The sequence below is a fragment of the Bosea sp. ANAM02 genome, from assembly GCF_011764485.1.
GTDB lineage: Bacteria > Pseudomonadota > Alphaproteobacteria > Rhizobiales > Beijerinckiaceae > Allobosea.
Window position 1 is genome coordinate 2,267,343 of sequence record NZ_AP022848.1, and the last position, 19,301, is coordinate 2,286,643.

At 67.3% G+C, this 19,301-nt stretch carries 19 protein-coding genes; 13 read left to right on the top strand and 6 right to left on the bottom strand.

The features are described 5' to 3' along the window. Window positions 1-47 precede the first annotated feature (47 nt). The gene (locus tag OCUBac02_RS10930) at window positions 48-1,403 is read right to left on the bottom strand and encodes a methyl-accepting chemotaxis protein (RefSeq protein WP_173045575.1); all 1,356 of its coding nucleotides are present in this window, start codon (window positions 1,401-1,403) and stop codon (window positions 48-50) included. A 288-nt stretch (window positions 1,404-1,691) separates the two neighbouring features. Here OCUBac02_RS10930 and OCUBac02_RS10935 point away from each other — a divergent pair, with 288 nt between their 5' ends. The 11 genes from OCUBac02_RS10935 (at window position 1,692) to OCUBac02_RS10985 (ending at window position 12,423) form a co-directional block, all read left to right on the top strand. After that, window positions 1,692-2,192 (top strand): (2Fe-2S)-binding protein, encoded by a 501-nt coding sequence (locus OCUBac02_RS10935; RefSeq protein WP_047576985.1) that lies wholly within the window; start codon window positions 1,692-1,694, stop codon window positions 2,190-2,192. Window positions 2,193-2,285: 93 nt separating this feature from the next. Beyond that, window positions 2,286-4,649, top strand: coding sequence for a xanthine dehydrogenase family protein molybdopterin-binding subunit (locus tag OCUBac02_RS10940; RefSeq protein WP_173045577.1), 2,364 nt, complete (start codon window positions 2,286-2,288; stop codon window positions 4,647-4,649). A 17-nt stretch (window positions 4,650-4,666) separates the two neighbouring features. Further along, on the top strand, window positions 4,667-5,470 hold the full coding sequence (locus OCUBac02_RS10945) for an FAD binding domain-containing protein (protein ID WP_173045578.1): 804 nt from the start codon (window positions 4,667-4,669) through the stop codon (window positions 5,468-5,470). A 21-nt stretch (window positions 5,471-5,491) separates the two neighbouring features. Continuing rightward, the gene (locus tag OCUBac02_RS10950; protein WP_244639161.1) at window positions 5,492-6,079 is read left to right on the top strand and encodes a LysE family translocator; all 588 of its coding nucleotides are present in this window, start codon (window positions 5,492-5,494) and stop codon (window positions 6,077-6,079) included. An 83-nt stretch (window positions 6,080-6,162) separates the two neighbouring features. Next, entirely contained in the window at window positions 6,163-7,083 is a 921-nt protein-coding gene (locus OCUBac02_RS10955; RefSeq protein ID WP_047576980.1) for an AAA family ATPase, read from the top strand. 238 nt (window positions 7,084-7,321) lie between these two features. Beyond that, window positions 7,322-7,699 carry a nuclear transport factor 2 family protein gene (locus OCUBac02_RS10960; protein WP_173045580.1) on the top strand — a complete coding sequence of 126 codons (378 nt, stop codon included), beginning with the start codon at window positions 7,322-7,324 and terminating at the stop codon, window positions 7,697-7,699. A 73-nt stretch (window positions 7,700-7,772) separates the two neighbouring features. Then, complete coding sequence (locus tag OCUBac02_RS10965; RefSeq protein WP_244639162.1) at window positions 7,773-9,017, top strand: vWA domain-containing protein; 1,245 nt, start codon at window positions 7,773-7,775, stop codon at window positions 9,015-9,017. A 144-nt stretch (window positions 9,018-9,161) separates the two neighbouring features. Continuing rightward, the gene (locus OCUBac02_RS10970; protein ID WP_047574650.1) at window positions 9,162-9,485 is read left to right on the top strand and encodes an XdhC family protein; all 324 of its coding nucleotides are present in this window, start codon (window positions 9,162-9,164) and stop codon (window positions 9,483-9,485) included. A gap of 1 nt (window position 9,486) precedes the next feature. Continuing rightward, window positions 9,487-10,116: a LysE family translocator gene (locus OCUBac02_RS10975; protein ID WP_173045582.1), complete on the top strand. Its 630-nt coding sequence runs from the start codon at window positions 9,487-9,489 to the stop codon at window positions 10,114-10,116. Window positions 10,117-10,119: 3 nt separating this feature from the next. After that, window positions 10,120-10,812 (top strand): XdhC family protein, encoded by a 693-nt coding sequence (locus OCUBac02_RS10980; RefSeq protein ID WP_173045584.1) that lies wholly within the window; start codon window positions 10,120-10,122, stop codon window positions 10,810-10,812. 9 nt (window positions 10,813-10,821) lie between these two features. Then, window positions 10,822-12,423 carry an NTP transferase domain-containing protein gene (locus OCUBac02_RS10985; protein WP_173045586.1) on the top strand — a complete coding sequence of 534 codons (1,602 nt, stop codon included), beginning with the start codon at window positions 10,822-10,824 and terminating at the stop codon, window positions 12,421-12,423. Between the two features lie 8 nt (window positions 12,424-12,431). On the opposite strand, the gene bcsS is transcribed toward OCUBac02_RS10985, so the two are convergent. Continuing rightward, window positions 12,432-13,049 (bottom strand): cellulose biosynthesis protein BcsS, encoded by a 618-nt coding sequence (bcsS, locus tag OCUBac02_RS10990; protein ID WP_173045587.1) that lies wholly within the window; start codon window positions 13,047-13,049, stop codon window positions 12,432-12,434. 273 nt (window positions 13,050-13,322) lie between these two features. On the opposite strand from bcsS, the gene OCUBac02_RS10995 reads away from it, so the two are divergent. Continuing rightward, on the top strand, window positions 13,323-13,592 hold the full coding sequence (locus OCUBac02_RS10995) for an usg protein (protein WP_047574638.1): 270 nt from the start codon (window positions 13,323-13,325) through the stop codon (window positions 13,590-13,592). A 120-nt stretch (window positions 13,593-13,712) separates the two neighbouring features. Then, window positions 13,713-14,312: an exopolysaccharide biosynthesis protein gene (locus tag OCUBac02_RS11000; protein ID WP_052231975.1), complete on the top strand. Its 600-nt coding sequence runs from the start codon at window positions 13,713-13,715 to the stop codon at window positions 14,310-14,312. A gap of 30 nt (window positions 14,313-14,342) precedes the next feature. Here OCUBac02_RS11000 and OCUBac02_RS11005 read toward each other — a convergent pair whose 3' ends face one another. The 4 genes from OCUBac02_RS11005 to OCUBac02_RS11020 all read right to left on the bottom strand — a co-directional run bounded on the left by OCUBac02_RS11005 (window position 14,343) and on the right by OCUBac02_RS11020 (window position 19,287). Then, window positions 14,343-16,574 (bottom strand): putative bifunctional diguanylate cyclase/phosphodiesterase, encoded by a 2,232-nt coding sequence (locus tag OCUBac02_RS11005; RefSeq protein WP_173045589.1) that lies wholly within the window; start codon window positions 16,572-16,574, stop codon window positions 14,343-14,345. 84 nt (window positions 16,575-16,658) lie between these two features. After that, the gene (locus OCUBac02_RS11010; protein WP_047574636.1) at window positions 16,659-17,408 is read right to left on the bottom strand and encodes a proteasome-type protease; all 750 of its coding nucleotides are present in this window, start codon (window positions 17,406-17,408) and stop codon (window positions 16,659-16,661) included. Between the two features lie 57 nt (window positions 17,409-17,465). Further along, a complete protein-coding gene (locus tag OCUBac02_RS11015) occupies window positions 17,466-18,293 on the bottom strand; it encodes a transglutaminase family protein (protein ID WP_173045591.1) in 828 nt (275 codons plus the stop codon). 52 nt (window positions 18,294-18,345) lie between these two features. Next, window positions 18,346-19,287, bottom strand: coding sequence for an alpha-E domain-containing protein (locus tag OCUBac02_RS11020; protein ID WP_047574630.1), 942 nt, complete (start codon window positions 19,285-19,287; stop codon window positions 18,346-18,348). Window positions 19,288-19,301: the final 14 nt, after the last annotated feature.

The window sequence follows — 19,301 nt, forward strand, 5'->3', positions numbered from 1 at the left end:
TTTTCGGGTCTCCGCTTCGCTTTGCCCGAGGATAACGGCGTAGCGCCTCAGGACGCTTCGCGCAACGCGGTGAGCGCCTGGGTCACCGCCGCCTCGGCGGCGCCGACCTGAAGCGCGATATTGGCAGCGGCGGCATTGGCTCGTTCCAGCGCCGTCTGGGTCATGTCCAGGCTGCCGTTGACGGCATTGGCGCTCTCGATCGCAGCATCGGAACTGTCCGCGACCATGGCGGCGTCATGCGCGATCGAGGCGGTGACCTTGCTCTGCTGGGTGACGGCTTCCGAGATCGCCTCCGAATCGAGGCGGATGGCGTCGACCGTTGCGGCGATGGCGGCGGCATGGGTGCCGCAGGCCTCGGCGCTCGCCGCAAGCTCGGCGATCTGGCCGGCGATGTCCTGCGTCGCGCTCGCGGTCTGGGTCGCCAGCGATTTCACCTCCGCGGCGACCACGGCGAAGCCACGTCCCGCCTCGCCGGCGCGGGCGGCCTCGATCGTGGCGTTGAGGGCGAGCAGATTGGTCTGCGCGGCGATGTCGGCGATCATGCCGACGACCTTGCCGATGCTGCCGGTCGCTTCGCGCAAGCGAAGCACGGCCTCGTTCATCTCGCCGGCATCGAGCACCGCCTGATGGGTGATCGACAGGCTCTGCCGGGCGCGCTGGCCGATATCGGCGATATTGGCCGACATCTCTTCGGTCGCAGCGGCGGTCTGCAGCGATTTCTCGCGCACGATGACCGAGGCGCTGGAGACCTTGCCGACGATATCCTTGATGAAGCTGGTGGTCCGCCCGGTTTCGTCGGCGGTCGAGACGAACTGCTCCACGGCATCGCTGATCGTGTCGTCGAGATTGGCGATGCGTGACCGGAGCTTGAGCGCGGCTTCGTCGAGCGTGGCGGAGCGGCGGCGGGCATCGCTCGCCTCGACCTCCTGGCTGATCGTCATCGCCGTATTGACGTCATAGGTCAGGATCCGCTCGATGATGAAGATGTCCTCGGCGAATTTCGCGGGCGAGACCAGCGAGCGCCTGCGGTTGGCCAGGCAGATCTCGCGCACCAGCGAGAAGGCGATCGAGGCGCGGGCACGGGTGCGGACATTGGCCTGCCGCTCGAGCTGGCAAAGCCGGTCCATCGAGTCGAGATAGGCCGCGTCGAAGGCGCCGGCGAACAGCAGGCGGAAATGGGCGGCCTCGGCGGGGTAGAGTGCGGCCGCGACCGGTAGGACCGCCTCGCGAAGCGGCGGGTGGATGATGAAGGCCCGATCGAAATCGGCCTGGACCAGTCCTTCGATCAAGCGGTCCACGAGCGGCCGATAGCGCTGCAGACGCTCGCGTTGCGCCTCGCCATAGCCGATCGCCTTCAGGCGACGCTGAATCTGTTCCGTGATCAGAGGCACGAAGTCGCTCATGCGGGATGGCCTGGCACGTGGAGGAGGCTGACAGAGGCTCATTAAGATTTCGCCAATATGCGCCACGGGAAGAGCGGGACGGCGAAATCTCCCGGAATTCGGCGAAAATCAGGGCTTTCGGAACGCGTCGTTCCGCTTGACCCCGGAAAAACGCGGGTCCACATTCATTTTTGAGCTGTTCCAAGGAAAGCCTGCCTGATGAGGCCGGCTGCTCCTTCGGTTTCAGCACGGTCCAGTCCCGGGGAGAGGACTGGCCGGCGTCAGAGACGGGTCACAGGAGATATGCTCATGGCCACTGTTTCGCTGACGGTGAACGGCAAAGCCGTCACCGCCACTATCGATCCGCGCACCCTTCTGGTGCAGTTCCTGCGGGAGAACCTGCGGCTGACCGGAACCCATGTCGGCTGCGACACCAGCCAGTGCGGCGCCTGCCTCGTGCATCTCGACGGCAAGGCGGTGAAGTCCTGCACCACGCTCGCCGTCTCCGTGGACGGCGCTTCCGTTACGACGATCGAGGGACTCGCTGCCGGCGACACGCTGCATCCGATGCAGGAGGCCTTCCGCGAGCATCACGGGCTGCAATGCGGCTTCTGCACGCCGGGCATGATCATGTCCGCCGTCGACATGGTGAACCGCCGCGGCCACGATCTCGACGAGAAGACGATCCGCGAGGATCTCGACGGCAACATCTGCCGCTGCACCGGCTATCATAACATCGTCAAGGCGATCGCCGCCGGGGCCGAGGCTATGGGCAAGGGCGCCGCGCCGGCGCGCCAGGCCGCCGAATGAGGCACGCGCCCGCGTTCGCCGCGGGCTTTTCATCCTTCATGCGTTCCATGCAGTGAGGCGCCCGGCAGAGGCGCCGTGCGAGGAGGGAACACCATGTCCGCCACCGGAATCGGCGCCGCAGTCCGCCGCAAGGAAGATCACCGTTTCATCACCGGCCAGGGCCGCTATACCGACGACGTCAACCGGCCGGGCCAGGCTCATGCCTATTTCCTGCGCTCGCCGCATGCTCATGCCAGGATCAAGTCGATCGACACGAAGGTCGCCGCCGGCATGCCGGGCGTGCTCGGCATCTTCACCGGAGACGACCTCGCCACCGACAAGATCGGCGGTTTGATCTGCGGCTGGATGATCCACAACAAGGATGGCTCGCCGATGCGCGCCGGCCCGCATCCGGCGCTGGCGCAGGGCAAGGTGCGCTATGTCGGTGACCATGTCGCCGTGGTGGTGGCCGAGACGCTGGCGCAGGCACGCGATGCGGCCGAGGCGATCGCGGTCGACTATCAGGAGTTGCCGGCGGTGGTCGATACCGCCAAGGCGATCGGCGCCAAGACGGTGGTCCATGACGAGGCGCCCGACAACAGCGTGTTCAACTGGCATCTCGGCGACAAGGACGCGACCGAGAAGGCCTTCAAGGCGGCCAAGCACGTCACCAGGCTCGACCTCGTCAACAACCGCCTCGTGCCCAATGCGATGGAGCCGCGCGCGGCCGTCGGCGATTACGACGCGGGCGAGGGCATCTTCACGCTCTACACGACGAGCCAGAACCCGCATGTCGCGCGGCTGGTGCTCTCGGCCTTCATCGGTATCGCGCCGGAGAACAAGCTGCGCGTGATCGCGCCGGATGTCGGCGGCGGCTTCGGCTCCAAGATCTTCATCTATGCCGAGGAGACGGTCTGCGTCTGGGCGGCGAAGAAGGTCGGGCGGCCGGTGAAATGGACGGCGGACCGGACGGAGGCCTTCCTCTCCGATGCGCATGGCCGCGACCACGTCACCCATGCCGAGCTTGCGACCGATGCCGAGGGCAAGATCCTCGCCATGAAGGTCAAGACCACCGCCAATCTCGGTGCCTATCTCTCGACCTTCTCGTCCTCGGTGCCGACTTATCTCTACGCGCCGCTGCTCTCGGGCCAGTACGACATCCCGGCGATCTATTGCGAGGTCGATGCGGTCTATACCAACACTGCGCCGGTCGACGCCTATCGCGGCGCCGGGCGGCCGGAGGCGACCTTCGTGGTCGAGCGCCTGATCGAGGTCACCGCGCGCCAGCTCGGCAAGGATCCGGCCAAGTTCCGGATGCTGAACTATATCAAGAAGTTCCCGCACCAGACGCCGGTCATCATGATGTACGATGCCGGTAATTACGGCGCTTCGCTGAAGAAGGCGCTGGAGATGATCGACTACAAGGGGCTGGGCAAGCGCAAGCGCGACTCCGCGCGCGCCGGCAAGCTGCGCGGCATCGGCTTCTCCTCCTATATCGAGGCCTGCGGCATCGCGCCCTCCGCGGCGGTCGGCTCGCTCGGTGCCGGGGTGGGCTTGTGGGAATCGGCCGAGGTCCGGGTCAATCCGGTGGGCACGGTCGAGGTGCTCACCGGCTCGCACAGCCACGGCCAAGGCCATGAGACGACCTTTGCCCAGCTCGTCTCGGGCCGGCTCGGCATTCCCATCGACAATGTCTCGATCGTCCATGGCGACACCGACAAGGTGCAGATGGGCATGGGCACCTATGGCTCGCGCTCCGGCGCGGTCGGCATGTCCGCGATCTTCAAGGCGCTCGACAAGGTGATCGCCAAGGGCAAGAAGGTCGCCGCCCATGTGCTGGAGGCCGACGAGGCCGATATCGACTTCGCGGACGGGCATTTCTCGGTGAAGGGCACCGACCGCAAGCTCGATTTCGGCTCCTGCGCGCTACAGGCCTATGTCGCGCACAAGTTCAACGGGCAGGAGCTGGAGCCGGGTCTGAAGGAGGGGGCGTTCTACGACCCGACCAACTTCACCTTCCCGGCCGGCGTCCATATCTGCGAGGTCGAGATCGATCCCGATACCGGCGTGACACGGATCGAGCGCTGGGCCGCCGTCGACGATTTCGGCAATGTCATCAACCCGATGATCGTCGAGGGGCAAGTCCATGGCGGCATCGCACAGGGCGTCGGCCAGGCGCTGCTGGAAGGCGCGCGCTACAACGCCGACGGGCAACTCGTGACGGCGAGCTTCATGGACTACACCATGCCGCGCGCCGACGACCTGCCGTCCTTCGATGTCGGCATGACCGTGACGCCGTGCCCGTCGAACCCGCTGGGCATCAAGGGCTGCGGCGAGGCCGGCGCCATCGCCTCGCCGCCGGCCGTCATCAACGCCATCACCGACGCGCTGGGCCATGAGGACATCGCGATGCCGGCGACGCCGCAGGCGGTGTGGCGCGCGGCGCAGAAGTCGATCAGCCGCCAGGCGGCCGAGTGAGCTGAAAGGACAGGTCCATGTACGCTTTCACCTATCACAAGCCCACCAGCGCCCGGCAGGCGGCGACGCTGCTCGCCAAGAAGGAGGACGCCAAGCTGCTGGCCGGAGGTCACACCCTGCTGCCGACGATGAAGCAGCGCCTGGCCTCGCCGACCGCGCTCGTCGATCTCGGGGCGTGTCCCGATCTCAAGGGCATCAATCGCAAGGGCCGCAATCTCGTCATCGGCGCGATGACGACCCATGCCGAGGTCGCGGCCTCCGCCGAGGTGGAGGAGGCGATTCCCGCGCTTGCCTTCCTCGCCGGCAGCATCGGCGATCCGCATGTGCGCCATCGCGGCACGATCGGCGGCTCGGTCGCCAATAACGACCCGGCGGCGGATTATCCGGCGGCCCTGCTGGCGCTGGGCGCCACGGTCGTCACCAACAAGCGCAAGCTGAGCGCGGAGGAGTTCTTCACCGGACTCTACGAGACCGCGCTGGAGGAAGGCGAGATCATCACGAAGGTCTCGTTCCCGCTGGTTTCGAAGGCGGGCTATGCCAAGTTCCGCAACCCGGCCTCGCGCTATGCAATGGTCGGCGTCTTCGTCGCCAAGCGTGGCAGCGATATCCGCGTCACGGTGACCGGCGCGGGCGAGGGCGGCGTCTTCCGCTGGCCGGAAGCGGAGGCGGCGCTGAAGGCGCGCTTCGCGCCGAAATCGCTGGACGGGCTGAAGCACACCGCCAAGGGCATCAATGGCGACATCCATGCCGATGCGGAATACCGCGCCCACCTGATCGGCGTGATGGCCAGGCAGGCCGTGGCGCAGGCGACGGGCAAGTAGAATCCGTTCGGCTTTCGCCCGGTGCGGTTCTGGGAGTTCGTGCTGACGGCGATCGTGGCCGAAATCACGCCTGGGCCGAACATGGGCTATATCGTTGCGCTCAGCCTTGCGAAAGGCTGGCGCAGCGGCATGGCGGCGGTGGCCGGCGTTGCGCTGGGTCTGGGCCTGCTCGGGCTCGCCGCGGCTTTCGGCTTCACTCTCGTGAACGAGCGTTTCCCCGCCGTTGCCTGGCTCCTGCGCTGGGGCGGCGTGGCCTATCTGTTCTGGCTCGCCTGGGATGCCTGGCGCGACCCGATACCCGAGGCTTCGGGCGAGGCCGTCCTGTCGTTCCGGCGCGGTCTGATCACGAACCTGCTGAACCCCAAGGCGGCGGTCTTCTATGTCGCCGTCATTCCGCTCTTTCTGACGGCGCCGGCACCGCGCGACGGGGTGCTTCTCCTGACGGCCGCCTTCGTCGTCATCGCGACGACGATCCATGCCGCGCTGGTGCTGGGGGCGAATGCCGCGCGCCGGCTCCTGTTTCATCCTCGACGCGAGCGGATGATCCGTCGAAGCGCCGCACTCGGCATGGCGCTGGTTGCGATCTGGTTCGCATGGTCGACACGGTGACGGGCGGCTGCCTTGCAGTGCCGGCAGAGTGGCCCCGTGCCCGATGCCTTCCTTCGTCCGGGCAGGAGCGATAGAGATCGGATATGCTGCACTCGTCCCATCCTCCAGCCTCCATCGACGCCACGCTCGCGCTCCTGCAGGGGCAGGGCTATGTCGCCGACCGCGCGCTCGCGACCGTGCTGTTCCTGGCGCTCAGGATGAAGCGGCCGCTTCTGCTGGAGGGCGAGGCCGGCACCGGCAAGACCGAGATCGCCAAGGTTCTGGCCGCCGGGCTCGGCCGGCGCCTGATCCGGTTGCAGTGCTATGAGGGGCTCGACCTCGCCTCCGCCGTCTACGAGTGGAACTATGCCGGGCAGATGATGGCGATCCGGCTGGCCGAGGCCGGCGGCGTTGCTGACGATCGCGACCGGCTCGAAGGCGACATCTTCTCCGAGAAATATCTGGTCAAGCGGCCGCTCTTGCAGGCGCTGGAGCCGCAGGAGGGCGGGGCGCCGATCCTGCTGATCGACGAGCTCGACCGCACCGACGAGGCCTTCGAGGCCTTCCTGCTGGAGGTGCTGGCCGATGCGCAGGTGACCATCCCCGAGCTCGGCACGATCCGGGCGGCCGAGCCGCCGATCGTGATCCTGACCTCGAACCGCACCCGCGAGATCCATGACGCGCTGAAGCGGCGCTGCCTCTATCACTGGGTCGGCTATCCCGATGCCGCGCGCGAGCTGGCGATCCTGAAGGCGAAGGTGCCGGACGCCCCGGCCAAGCTCTCGAAGCAGCTCGTCGCCTTCGTGCAGGCGATCCGCAAGGAGGAATTGTTCAAGGCGCCGGGCGTCGCCGAGACGCTGGACTGGGCGACGGCTTTGGTCGAGCTCGATGCCGTCGCACTCGATCCGGCCATCGTTTCGGATACGCTGGGTGCGCTCTTGAAGTACCAGGACGATATCCAGGCGATGCAGGGCTCGCAGGTCAAGGAGCTGCTGGATCGGGCCAAGGCGGAGGCGGGGCGCTAGGGCCGGTCGATGTCACATGGAGCCTCGCCGTCATTCCGGGGCGGGCCGCAGGTCCGAGCCCGGAACCCAGAACCGATGCCTTTGGCCAAGGGGGCGATAAGTTCCGGCGCGTCGTTGATATGCCGCATCGGTTCTGGGTTCCGGGCTCTTCGCTGACGCGAAGCCCCGGAATGACGGTGTGGTTCCGTGAAATCCCTGTAGACGTTAGGCTTTGGCCGTGAAGCGAAAGGACGATGCCATGAACGCCGATATCAAGGCCGTCGAGGCGACGGTCCGGACCTATCTCGACGGGCTCTACGAGGGCGATGCCGAGAAGCTCGCCCATGTCTTCCACCCGACCAGCGCGCTGACCACGGCGCGCGACGATGGCGCGATCCAGATCGTGGCGCGCGACGCCTGGCTCGATGCCGTGCGCAACCGGCCGGCGCCGCAGGCTACGGGCATGCAGCGCGACGACCATATCCTGACGATCGATCTCGTCGGGCCGACGCTGGCGCTGGTCAAGGTGAAGTGCCAGATGCCGCCGCGCTATTTCACCGACCTGCTCTCGCTCTTGAAGATCGAGAGCCGCTGGCAGATCGTCCAGAAGGTGTTCATGACGGAAACCGGATCGTGATGGCTGTGCGGCACCGTCATGGTCGGCCTTGTGCCGACCATCCACGTCTTCCGTCGAAAATCGTGCTCAAGACGTGGATGCTCGCCACAAGGGCGAGCATGACGCGCATCGGGCAGCCGTGAGCGGCAAGCTTGCCGAGAACGTCGCCTATTTCGCCCGTGCCCTGCGCGCGGCGGGGCTGCCCGTCGGGCCGGGCGCCGTGGTCGAGGCGATCGCGGCGCTGGAAGGCGGTGCGCTCGGCGGACGCGACGACGTCTATTGGGCGCTGCATGCGATTTTCGTGAAGAAGCATGAGGATAGCCCGGTCTACGATCAGGCCTTCCGGCTGTTCTGGCGCCGGCGCAACCTGATCGAGAAGATCATGGCCCAGATATCGCCGGTCTCGCCTCGCGCCGACAGCCAGCCCGAGAAGGCCGAGGCCGGGGCGCTGCGCGTCGCGGAAGCCTTCGCCCCGCCGCCGCGCGAGGACGAGCCGCCGAAGGAGCTGACCGAGCTGACGGCGCGGCTCACCGTCTCCGATCGCGAGATGCTGAAATCGCGCGATTTCGCCCAGATGAGCGCGGCCGAGATCGCCCGCGCCAAGCAGCTCATCGCGGAGCTCCGGCTGCCCGACGACAGCATCGTGACGCGCCGCTTCCGGCCAGCGCATCGCGGCACGCGCATCGATCCGCGCCGGACCTTCCGGCAGTCGCTGCGGGGCGGTGGCGGCTCGATCGACCTTGCCTTCCGCGAGCGGCGCGAGGTGCATCCGCCCATCGTGGCGCTGGTCGATATCTCCGGCTCGATGGCCGAGTATTCGCGGATCTTCCTGCATTTCCTGCATGCGCTGACCGAGAAGCGCCGACGCGTGCATTCCTTCGTCTTCGGCACGCGCCTGACCAATGTCACGCGGATGCTCAGGGCCCGCGATCCCGACGAGGCGCTGGCCATGGCCGGCAAGGCCGCGCCGGACTGGGAAGGCGGCACGCGCATCGCCACGGCCCTGCACGACTTCAACCGCGTCTGGTCGCGGCGCGTCCTGGCGGGCGGGGCGATCGTGCTGCTCTTCACCGACGGGCTGGAGCGTCATCTCGACGACAGCCTCGGTTTCGAGATGGACCGGCTGCACCGCTCCTGCCGGCAGCTCGTCTGGCTCAACCCGCTGCTGCGCTACGACGCCTTCGCGGCGCGGGCGAGCGGCATCCGGGCGATGCTGCCCCATGTCGACTCGTTCCGGCCGATCCATACTCTCGCGGCGATGGCCGATCTCTGCGCCGCGCTTTCGCTGGATGCAGGGCGGGAGAGCGATCCGCGCCTGTGGTTGAAGAAAGCCGGTTGAGGCATGATGTTTTTGCTCGCGAGCCCTCATCCTGAGGAGCGATCGTAGATCGCATCTCGAAGGATGTTCCAGAGTTCGCTAGAACATCCTTCGAGACGCCGCTGCGCGGCTCCTCAGGATGAGGGCTGAGATAGGACGCCGACCATGATCAGCACCGAAACCGACATCCTGCGCGCGGCCGAGGACTGGGCGCGCGGCGGCCGTGGCGTCGCCATCGCGACGGTGGTCGAGACCTGGGGCTCGGCGCCGCGCCCCGTCGGCTCGCATCTCGTCATCGACGGGGAGGGGAATTTCCTCGGCTCGGTCTCGGGCGGCTGCGTCGAGGGCGCCGTCGTGGCCGAAGCCGCCGATGTCATCGCCGACGGCAAGGCGCGGATGCTGGAATTCGGCGTCGCCGACGAGACCGCCTGGCAGGTGGGCCTGTCCTGCGGCGGGCGCATCAAGGTCTATGTCGAGAAGGTGAACTGAGATGGCCTCCTGGGAAACCCTCGTCGCCTTCGCGACGGTGACGATCCTCGTCGCCTATTTTCCGGGGCCGGCGCTGCTCTACACCGCCGCGCAGACGATCAGCCATGGCCGCAAGGCCGGGCTGATGGCGATGCTCGGCATCCATCTCGGCTGCTACCTGCATGTCTTCGCGGCCGCCTTCGGACTTTCCGCCGTGTTCAAGCATGTGCCGGAACTCTACATGGCGGTGAAGATCGCCGGCGCGCTCTACCTGATCTGGATCGGCATCGGCATGATCCGCTCGCGCCTGGGCGCGCCCGACCAGCCGGTGGCGCCGCCCAAGACGGTGAAGCGGGCGCTGCTCGATTCCTTCATCGTCGAGATCCTGAACCCGAAGGTCGCGCTGTTCTTCATCGCGCTCCTGCCGCAGTTCGTCGATCCTTCCGCCGCGCTGCCTGTCTGGGCGCAGTTCCTGATCCTCGGCACGATCGTGAATTTCGCCTTCTCCTCGGCCGATCTCGTTACCGTGTTCGGCGCTTCGCTCCTCGTCGGCGCGATGAAGAAGACCCGGGCGAGCTTCGCCTTCGGGCGCTGGATCGGCGGCTCGCTGATGATCGCGCTCGGTCTGAAGCTCGCGGCGGACAGGGGCTGAGCGGTGGAGCTTTCGACCCTCGCCGCGCTCAATGAAGAGCGCCAGGCGCGTCGCGCCGCCGTGCTGATCAGCGATCTCCCAACGGGCGCGCAAAGGCTGGTGAAGCAGTCTGCAATCGCCGGCGACCCGCTGGCGGAACTGCTGGAGCGGCAATTGCGCTCCGGCAAGAGCGGCATGGTCGAAGCTGATGGAGCTTCTTATTTCCTGACCGTGCAGGCGCCGCATCCGCGTGTCGTCGCGACCGGCGCGGTCCATATCTCGCAGGCGATGGCACCGATGGCCCGCGCGCTCGACCTCGATCTCGTGGTGATCGATCCGCGCACGGCCTTCGCCACGCCCGAGCGCTTCCCCGAAGTGACGCTGCTGGCCGAATGGCCGGAGGAGGCGCTTCCGCGGATCGGGCTCGACGCCTATACCGCCTTCGTCGCGCTGACGCATGATCCGAAGATCGACGATCCCGGCCTCGTCGCGGCCCTGCGCTCGGACTGCTTCTATGTCGGCGCGCTCGGCAGCCGGAAGACGCATGGCCGGCGGCTGGAGCGGTTGACGGAAGCCGGCTTTGACGACACGGCGACGGGGCGCATCCATGCGCCGATCGGGCTCGATATCGGCGCGGTCTCGCCGGCCGAGATCGCGCTCGCGATCCTCGCCGAAATCGTCCAGACGCTGCGCGGCCCGCGCCGCAGGCCGGCCTGAGGAACGGGGATGCAATTCGGACCGGTCGCCATCGCGGACGCCGTCGGCTGCATCGCGGCGCACACCATCCGCGCCGACGGGACCATCGTGAAGAAGGGCGCGACCGTCACAGCCGATCTGGCCGCGAAGCTTGCCGAGGCCGGAATCGCCGAGATCGTCGCGGTCCGACTCGAGCCCGGCGATATCGACGAGAATGCCGCGGCTGCGCGCCTGGCCGAGCGGATGGTCGGCGAGGCGATCGTCGCCGAGCCGCCCTTCACCGGGCGGGTCAACATGTTCGCAACCCAGGCGGGCGTGCTGCGCATCGATATCGCGGCGATCGACGCCTTCAACGCGGTGGACGAGGCGATCACCGTCGCGACCCTGCCGGCGCTGAAGGCGGTCGTGGCGGGCGAACTCGTCGCGACCGTGAAGATCATTCCCTATGCGGTGCCGCAGGCCCTGGTGGAACAGGCGCTCGACGCGCTCGGCAACACGCCGCCGGTCTCGGTCGCAGCCTATCGGCCGTCGAACGTGGCGGTGATCTCGACGCTGCTGCCCGGGCTGAAGCCGAGCGTCGTGGACAAGACCCTGCGCATCATGCGCGACCGCCTGGAGCCGGCGGAAGCGGTGCTGGCCGCTGACAGGCGCGTGCAGCACGAAATCGAGCCGTTGGCCACGGCCATCGCCGAGCAGGCGGCGGGGAGGGCCGACATCATCGTCGTCTTCGGCGCCTCCGCCATCACGGACAGGCGCGACGTGATCCCGCAGGCGCTGATCGAGGCTGGCGGCGAGGTCGAGCATCTCGGCATGCCGGTCGATCCCGGCAACCTGCTGATGCTCGGCCGGATCGCCGGCAAGCCGGTGATCGGCGCGCCGGGCTGCGCCCGCTCGCCCAAGGAGAACAGTTTCGACTGGGTGCTGCAGCGCCATCTCGCCGGCGTTCCCGTCGGGCGCGGCGACGTTCAGAAGATGGGCGTCGGCGGGTTGCTGATGGAGATCGTCTCGCGGCCGCAGCCGCGCGCGCCGGGTTCCATCGAGAAGGGACCGCTGGCGGGAATCGTGCTGGCGGCGGGGAAATCGACACGTATGGGGCCTGAGAACAAGCTGCTCGAGACCCTGCGCGGCAAGCCGATCCTGCGCCACGCGGTCGAGGCGCAGATCGAAGCGGGCCTGAGCCCGATTATCGTGGTGACCGGCCACCAGCGCGCGGAGGTCGAGGCCGTGCTGTCGGAGTTGCCGGTGCAACTCGTGCATAACGCCGACTACGCCTCCGGCCTGGCGGGCTCGCTCAAGGCAGGTGTTGCCGCGTTGCCGCCGGAGGTTCCGGCAGCCGTGATTTCGCTCGGCGACATGCCGAATGTCACGCCTGCCGTGATCGAGCGCCTGGCGGAAGCGTATCGCGGCCAGCCCGAGGCATTGGCGGCCGTGCCGACGCTGTTCGGCCAGCGCGGCAATCCGGTGCTGCTCGCGCGGGCGATCTTCCCCGCGGTGTCGCTTTTGAGCGGCGATCGAGGGGCGCGGCGACTGCTCGACGAGGCCGGGGAGCGCGTCCTCGACGTTCCCTTCGAGGACCCCGCCATTGCCATCGATGTCGATACGCCGGAGGCCTTGCGGGCACTGCGGGGTTGACGGGCCTTTCAACGCAGCCAGTGCAGCCCGAGCGTGGCGTAATATTCCGAGGGCCGGTTGCTCGTCGACTGGAGGCCGCCGGACAGGCGCCAGTCCAGCCCGAGGAAGCGCAGGCCGGTGAGATGGAGGCCGAGCCGGTACTTGCGGTAGTCGCGCGCGCCATAGGCTTCGAATTCGGGTCCGACATAAAAGCCGGCCGGCATCTGCCAGCCTGGCGCGATCCGCGCCCAGACCCGCCCGTTCAGCGAGGATAGGTAGGCATTGGCCTGGACGACCATCCCGGGCGAGGGGACGAGCCAGAGATCGGCCTGCACCCTGGCCCCGTAGCGGGTGGCGGTAGAGACGGGGCCGAAGGCCGGGAACCGCAGCTCGGTTTCGGCGTCCGGGCCGGCATAGAGCGCAAGAAAGCTGCTGCCGATGCGCCACTCGTAGCCGAGCAGCGTTTGCGATTCGATCTTGTAGGTTGTGCCGTGCGGCGCCCGGCGCCGGATCTGCTCCTGGGAGCCGCCGGCCTTTACGAAGAGCCGGAAGCCGCTTTCCGCGAGGCCGCCGCGGATGGCGCTCTTCATGCCGAGCGAGAGGAAGGTCTTGGTCGGCCCGGCTTCCATCGAGCCGAAGATCACCATCGAGAGGGGGCTTCGCTCGAGCTCCTCCTCATCGGCTCGAGCCACAGAGATTGGGGCGGCGGCGACAATTATCGCCAGCCCGGCCAGTCCGGCCTTGCCCACACGGCACGCCACGCAAGTCCCCACGCCCGCCGTCGCGCAGGCCGCCATCCCCCCGGCCTGCCTCAGGATTGCAGCAGTTTGGCAGTACGCTGGCAAGTCTTTGTTAACCAGGCGGGAGCAGGCTCGATCTATCCGGCAAAGCTTTCAGTCCGTAACGGAGGGGAGGTGGCGATGGTTAAGACCGATTTCATCCGGCAGCTCGAAGGCTATGGGCTGACCACGGCAACGATCCTCTATCGGATGCCGGATCATCTCAGCGTGCTGCAAACCTATATCTGGCAACAGTACGACGTGGCGCCGCGCTTCCCTGTGCTCCAGGACTTCCTGACGTTCTGGAAGCGCGAGCTGGAAGGGCCGTTGCACTCGGTCACGGTCGCGCATTCGCGCCTGATCCGGCCGGCTGAAATCCGCAACGTGAACGGGGTCTTCACTCTGCACTGAGCTCCTGGCCTGCGCGCGGGCCCTGAGCCAGGGGCATTGAAAGCCTGCGTGCGGCTCGCTTGTTGGTGGACGCCCGGCCATGCTAGGCGGGCGTTCTCCGCGTCGGCTCGGCCTGCTCCCTTGTCATCTCCTCTGCGTACATCCGGACTTCTGACGGCGCTGGCGGGCCTGCCGGGAGAGCGCATCGCCGTCGGCACGATCGTCGCCGCGCTGCAGGACCGGGCCTATGCGCTGCTCGTCGTGCTGCTCGGCCTGCCCAACTGCCTGCCGATGCCGCCGCCGATCCCGCTGGTCTGCGGCCTGGTGCTCGCCTTCGTCGCCGTGCAGATGCTGACCGGGCGGCGGATGCCATGGCTGCCGCAGGCGCTGCTCGCGCGCAGCATCGGCAAGCCCGAGCTCAACCGGGCGGTGGCGCGGGCCCTGCCGGCCCTGACCTGGCTGGAGCGCTTCTCGCGGCCGCGCCTGACCATGCTTGGCGGAGCCTGGGCCATCCCGGTGCTGGGGCTGGTGATCCTGATCCTGGCGCTCGGCCTGATCGTCGCCGCGCCCTTCATCGGCCAGATCCCGCTGGGGCTCGCGGTCTGCCTCGTCGGGCTCGGCCTGGTCGAGCGGGATGGGGTCCTGATCATCATCGGGGCCGTCGTCGGGGCCGTCGGCCTGCTGCTCAGCGCCGGCTTCGCCTACGCGATCTTCAGCGGCATCCACGAGCTGTTCTTCTAGAGATCCGCCGCCCGTCCGGCTCGTGGGTCGTCAGGCGGCTGCGAGGATTTCGGCGAAGGGATTGTCGAGGCCGAGCAGGCGGTCGATCTCACTGGCGGGCACCGCCTTGGAGAACAGGAAACCCTGCAATTCGTGACAGCCGATCGCCTGCAGGAAGCGGTGCTGCTCGGCGGTCTCGACGCCCTCGGCGCAGACGCGCAGGCCGAGCGCCCGGCCGAGATGGGCCATCGAATGGACCAGGATCGCGGATTCGCCGGTCGCTTCCATGTATTCGAGGAAGGAGCGGTCGATCTTGATCTTGTCGAAGGCGAAGCGCCGCAGATAGATCAGGCTCGAATAGCCGGTGCCGAAGTCGTCGAGCGCAAGCCCGACGCCATGGGCCCGGATGTCCATCATCGCGGCTTCCGCCGCGTCCGCGTCCTCGATCAGCACGCCTTCGGTCAGTTCGAGCTCGAGCTGGGCCGGGTCGAAATCCGTCTCCGCGATGGTGCGGATGACGTTGGCGACGAAGTCCTTGTGACGGAACTGGATCGGCGAGACGTTGACCGCCAGGCGGATGCCTTTCCAACGCTTGGCCTCGGTGCAGGCACGCTGCAGCACCCATTCGCTCAAGGGCACGATCAGGCCGCGTTCCTCGGCGATGGCGATGAAATCCGAGGGCGGGATCATGCCGTGGACCGGGTGCTGCCAACGCACCAGTGCCTCGACGCCGACGATGGTGGAGCCGTCGACGGAGACCTGCGGCTGGTAGTGCAACATGAGCTGGTCGTTGTCGATGGCGTGGCGCAGGTCGTCCTCGACCATGCGCTTGAGCTGCATCGAGCGGTTCATCTGCGACTCGAAGAAGGCGTAGCGGTTGCGGCCGCTGTTCTTGGCCTCGTAGAGCGCGGTGTCGGCGAGCTTGAGCAGAGCCTCGCGGCTGGTGCCGTCGCGCGGCGCCATGGCGATGCCGATCGAGGAGCCGATGGTGACCTCCGCCCCGGTGATGGTGAAGGGCTCGGTCAGGCTGGCAAGGATGCGCTCGCCCAGCGCGGCGCAGCCGGCCGGGGTCGCGGAATGTGTCTGGATGATGCCGAACTCGTCGCCCCCGAGGCGCGCCACGGTGTCGCCGACCTGCACCGCGCCGGAGAGGCGGACCGCGACCTGGCGGATCAGCTCGTCGCCGGCCGTGTGGCCATAGGTGTCGTTGACGGCCTTGAAGCGATCGAGGTCGATCAGCAGCACGGCGAGGCTCGGGCCGTCGTCGTGGATATGGGCGAGCGTCTGGTCGAGCGTCAGGTCGAAGCTGCGCCGGTTCGGCAGGAGGGAGAGTTCGTCCTGGCCGGCGAGGCGCTGGATCTGGCGCTCGCGCAGTTCGATCTGCTCGGCCGAGGCGCGCAGGCGCTGGACGACGAAGACGAAGATCGCGGAGAACAGCAGGGCGACGGCGATGAGCGCCCAGAGGAAGCGGCGCAGCATGACATCGCCGGGGCGCGCCGGAGACCATGTCAGCCAGGCGCCGATCTTGCCGTCGGCGGTGCGCAGGCCGAGCTTCGAAGCCGGCCCGGCCGGCGGGGTGTGGACGAGCTGGATGTCGGCGATGCGGTTGCGCTCGGCCAGATCCGACATCAGGGTGTTCGAGAGGTGGCGATAGGCGACGAAGGAGACCGGCTTCGGGCCGCCATCGGAGCTGAACGAGGCGATGCGCGACAGGTCGATCACGGTCAGGATCAGCGTCTCGCCGCCATCCGCGACGATGGTCGAGCGGGCGGCGCCGAATTGAGGCGTGACCTCGTCGCCGATCACCGTCGCGACGAAGGAGCTCTTGGCGCCGCGTTGCAGGGCCTCGATATGGTGCGGGCCGTCGGTATTGCCGTGATCGGCCGCAGCCTGGTTCTCGACCCAGGCCAGCACGGCTCCGCCGGTTCCGCTGATATAGGCGCCGTCGAAATCCATCAGCTGGCCGCCCAGACGCTTGAGAGCGGCCTGAAGCATGGCGGTCGTCGGACCCGGCTGCTGCAGGGCCTCGGGCAGGTCGCCGGCGGCGACGAGCCGCTCCAGCCGCAGTTCGCTGAGCTTGATCTGTCCGTTGATGGCGGCTTCGATCCGCTCGCCCTGGCGTTGGGCTTCGAGACGGTTGGCCTCGCGGGTGATCGCGACGACGACGCCGATCCCGGCAGCCATCAGCAGCAGGAAGGCGCAGCCCAGCGTCACCACGGTGCTCGCGAACATGCGAGCGGAGGAACCCGCATTCGTCATCTTCGCGGCATTGAATGCGGGCATCAGTCTTCCAGGAATGGTCTTCGTACTGCGACTTAAGGCCCGAAGTGTTGACATCCGGTTGCCGGAGCACGGGATTCCGGGCGCTCAGCTCCCGGAAGGCGCATAGGGCGGACGCGGAATGGCCATATGGGCGGCCCGCAACGCAGCCGACCAGCGCTCGCGCAGGTCATGGAAATAGGGCTCGCCCGCCTCGATGCGGCGGTTGAGCTCGAAATCGTCGGCATCGCGGCGCAGGAGCACGAGATCGATCGGCAGGCCGACGCCGAGATTCGAGCGCATGGTCGAATCCATCGAGATCAGCCCGACCTTCAAGGCATCGTAGAGATGGGTCTTGTAGGTAACGGCGCGGTCGAGGATCGGCTTGCCGTATTTGTGCTCGCCGATCTGCAGGAACGGCGAATCGATGCCGCATTCGATGAAGTTTCCGGCGCCGTAGACCATGAAGAGCCGCATCGGCTGGCCCTTGATCTGGCCGCCGAACAGCATGCCGATCTCGAATTTCACGCCGGCATCCTCAAGCGCGGGACCGTCGATCTCGCGGACATGGCGGATGCAGCGCCCCACGAGCTGGGCCGCCCTGAACATCGAGCTTGCGTTCTGGAGGGTGTCGAGCTCTCCCGTATCGGGATTCGGCAAGCCCTCGTGCAGGAAGCTCACGACGGACTGGGTGATCGAGAGATTGCCGGCGGTCATCAGGCCGAAATTGCGATCGCCCGGCCAGTTGAACACATGGAGCTTGCGGAAGGTCGAGATGTCGTCGAGCCCGGCATTGGTGCGGGTGTCGGCAATCATGACGAGGCCATCCTGCACGAGGATTCCGGCGCAATAGGTCACGGGCTGGGTTCCTGTTCTCTTGCCCTGTCTTCACGGCCGCGCCCGCCGGGCGGACAGCTACTGGTTGGCGCCGCGGCCTTCGGCCTCGCGGGCGCTGACGAGGATGTTGAGATTCTCGCCTTCGCCGCCCTGTCGCGAACCGCGGACCGGCGCTGCATCGGCGAAATCGAGACCGATGGCAACCCGTACATGGGTATCGATGGGGCACAGGGCGTTGGCGCAGTCGAAGCCGATCCAGCCGTAGTCGTCGAGATGGACCTCGGCCCAGGCATGGGCGCCGTTGCCATGCGGCAGGCTGTCGGACTGCGCGACATAGCCGGAGACATAGCGCGCGGGCTGACCGAGATGCCGGGCGCAGGCCATGAAGACATGGGCGATGTCCTGCGCGATCGCCTCCCGCGCGGCAAAGGCCCGGGCGGCGCCGACGCCGGCGCGGCCGCTGGCCTCGACGCAATCCATCCGGTCGCTGACGGCGTTCATCAGCGCATGCATGCGCGAGAGCGGCGTACCGGCGTCGGCCGTGACCTCATCGGCGAAGCTGCGCAGGGCTTCGTCCTGCTCCGTCAGAAGCGTGTCGCGGCAATAGACCTCGCAAGGCACGCGCTCCAGCCCGCCGCGCACGACGCCGGCGAGATCGATCGTCTCGATCAGGCCGTCGATGCGAATGGCGAGCGAGGAGATCGGCCCGTCGGCATAGAAACTATGGACGATGTTGCCATGGGCGTCCTGCGAGGCGCGCAGGCGGCCGTCGACATTCGGCTCGATGCGCCAGGACATGACGTGCTGGCCGTCATGGTCGCGCGGGGTCAGCCGCAGGATCTGGGTGATGTGGCGTGCCGGCTCGGCATAGTCGTAGCCGATCGTGTGGGAAATCCTGATCCGCATGGTCCAGTCCGGCAGGGTTACGGCAATCGCACGATCAGCATGCGTAGGCGGTTCATTGCAGATACTGCTCGAAGATGGTGTTGCCGAGGCGGTTGTTCTCAGTGATGAACTCCTCGATGAACTCGTGCAGCCCGTGCGCGAAGACGTCGTCGATCCGCGTGTTGCTGAGATTCGTCAGGATCTTCCGGGCCTGGCGCTGCGCCGGTCCCTGGCGGCCATAGGCGTCGCCGAGCGCGTCGAGGAAGCGCGAGATGCTCTCGTAGCAGGCGGCGAGCGAGCGCGGCATGCGCCGATTCAGCACCAGAAGGTCCGCGACGAGGACGGGCTTCACCGCCTCGCGATAGACCCAGTGATAGGCGGTCAGCGCCGAGACCTCGCGCAGCACCGTGGTCCACTGGAAATAGTCGAGCGAGCCGCCGACCTGCTCCCCGGCCGGCAGCAGCACATGGTATTTCACGTCGAGGATGCGGGCGGTGTTGTCGGCACGCTCGAGATAGACGCCGAGCCGCGAGAACCAGTAGCTGTCGTCGCGCAGCATGGTCCGGTAGGCCGAGCCGTCGAAGACGAGCGAGACGTTCTTCACCCAGTCGAGGAAGCGGGCGAATTCCTCGCGGTCCATGCGCTTCTTCTCGAAGCGCTGCAATTCCAGCCAGGCGCCGTTCAGCGCGTCCCACATCTCCGAGGTCAGGGCGGTGCGCACCGCCCGCGCATTCGAGCGCGCCTGGGCGAGGCAGTTTCGGATCGAGGAGGGGTTGTCCGGGCTGAAGGTCAGGAAGTCGCAGACATTGCGTTCATTGGCCTCGCCATAGGCCTTGGCGAAGGCCTCCTCGCAGCCGGCGGTCAGGACCGCGCTCTGCCATTCCGTGCCGGCCCCGCCATAGGTCGTCGGCAGGTTGGTCAGGCGCGTCGTCGCGTCGAGAATGCGGGCGAGATATTCGGCCCGCTCGACATAGCGGGAAACCCAGTAGAGGCTGTCTGCGGTACGCGAAAGCATGGTCAGCGTGTGCC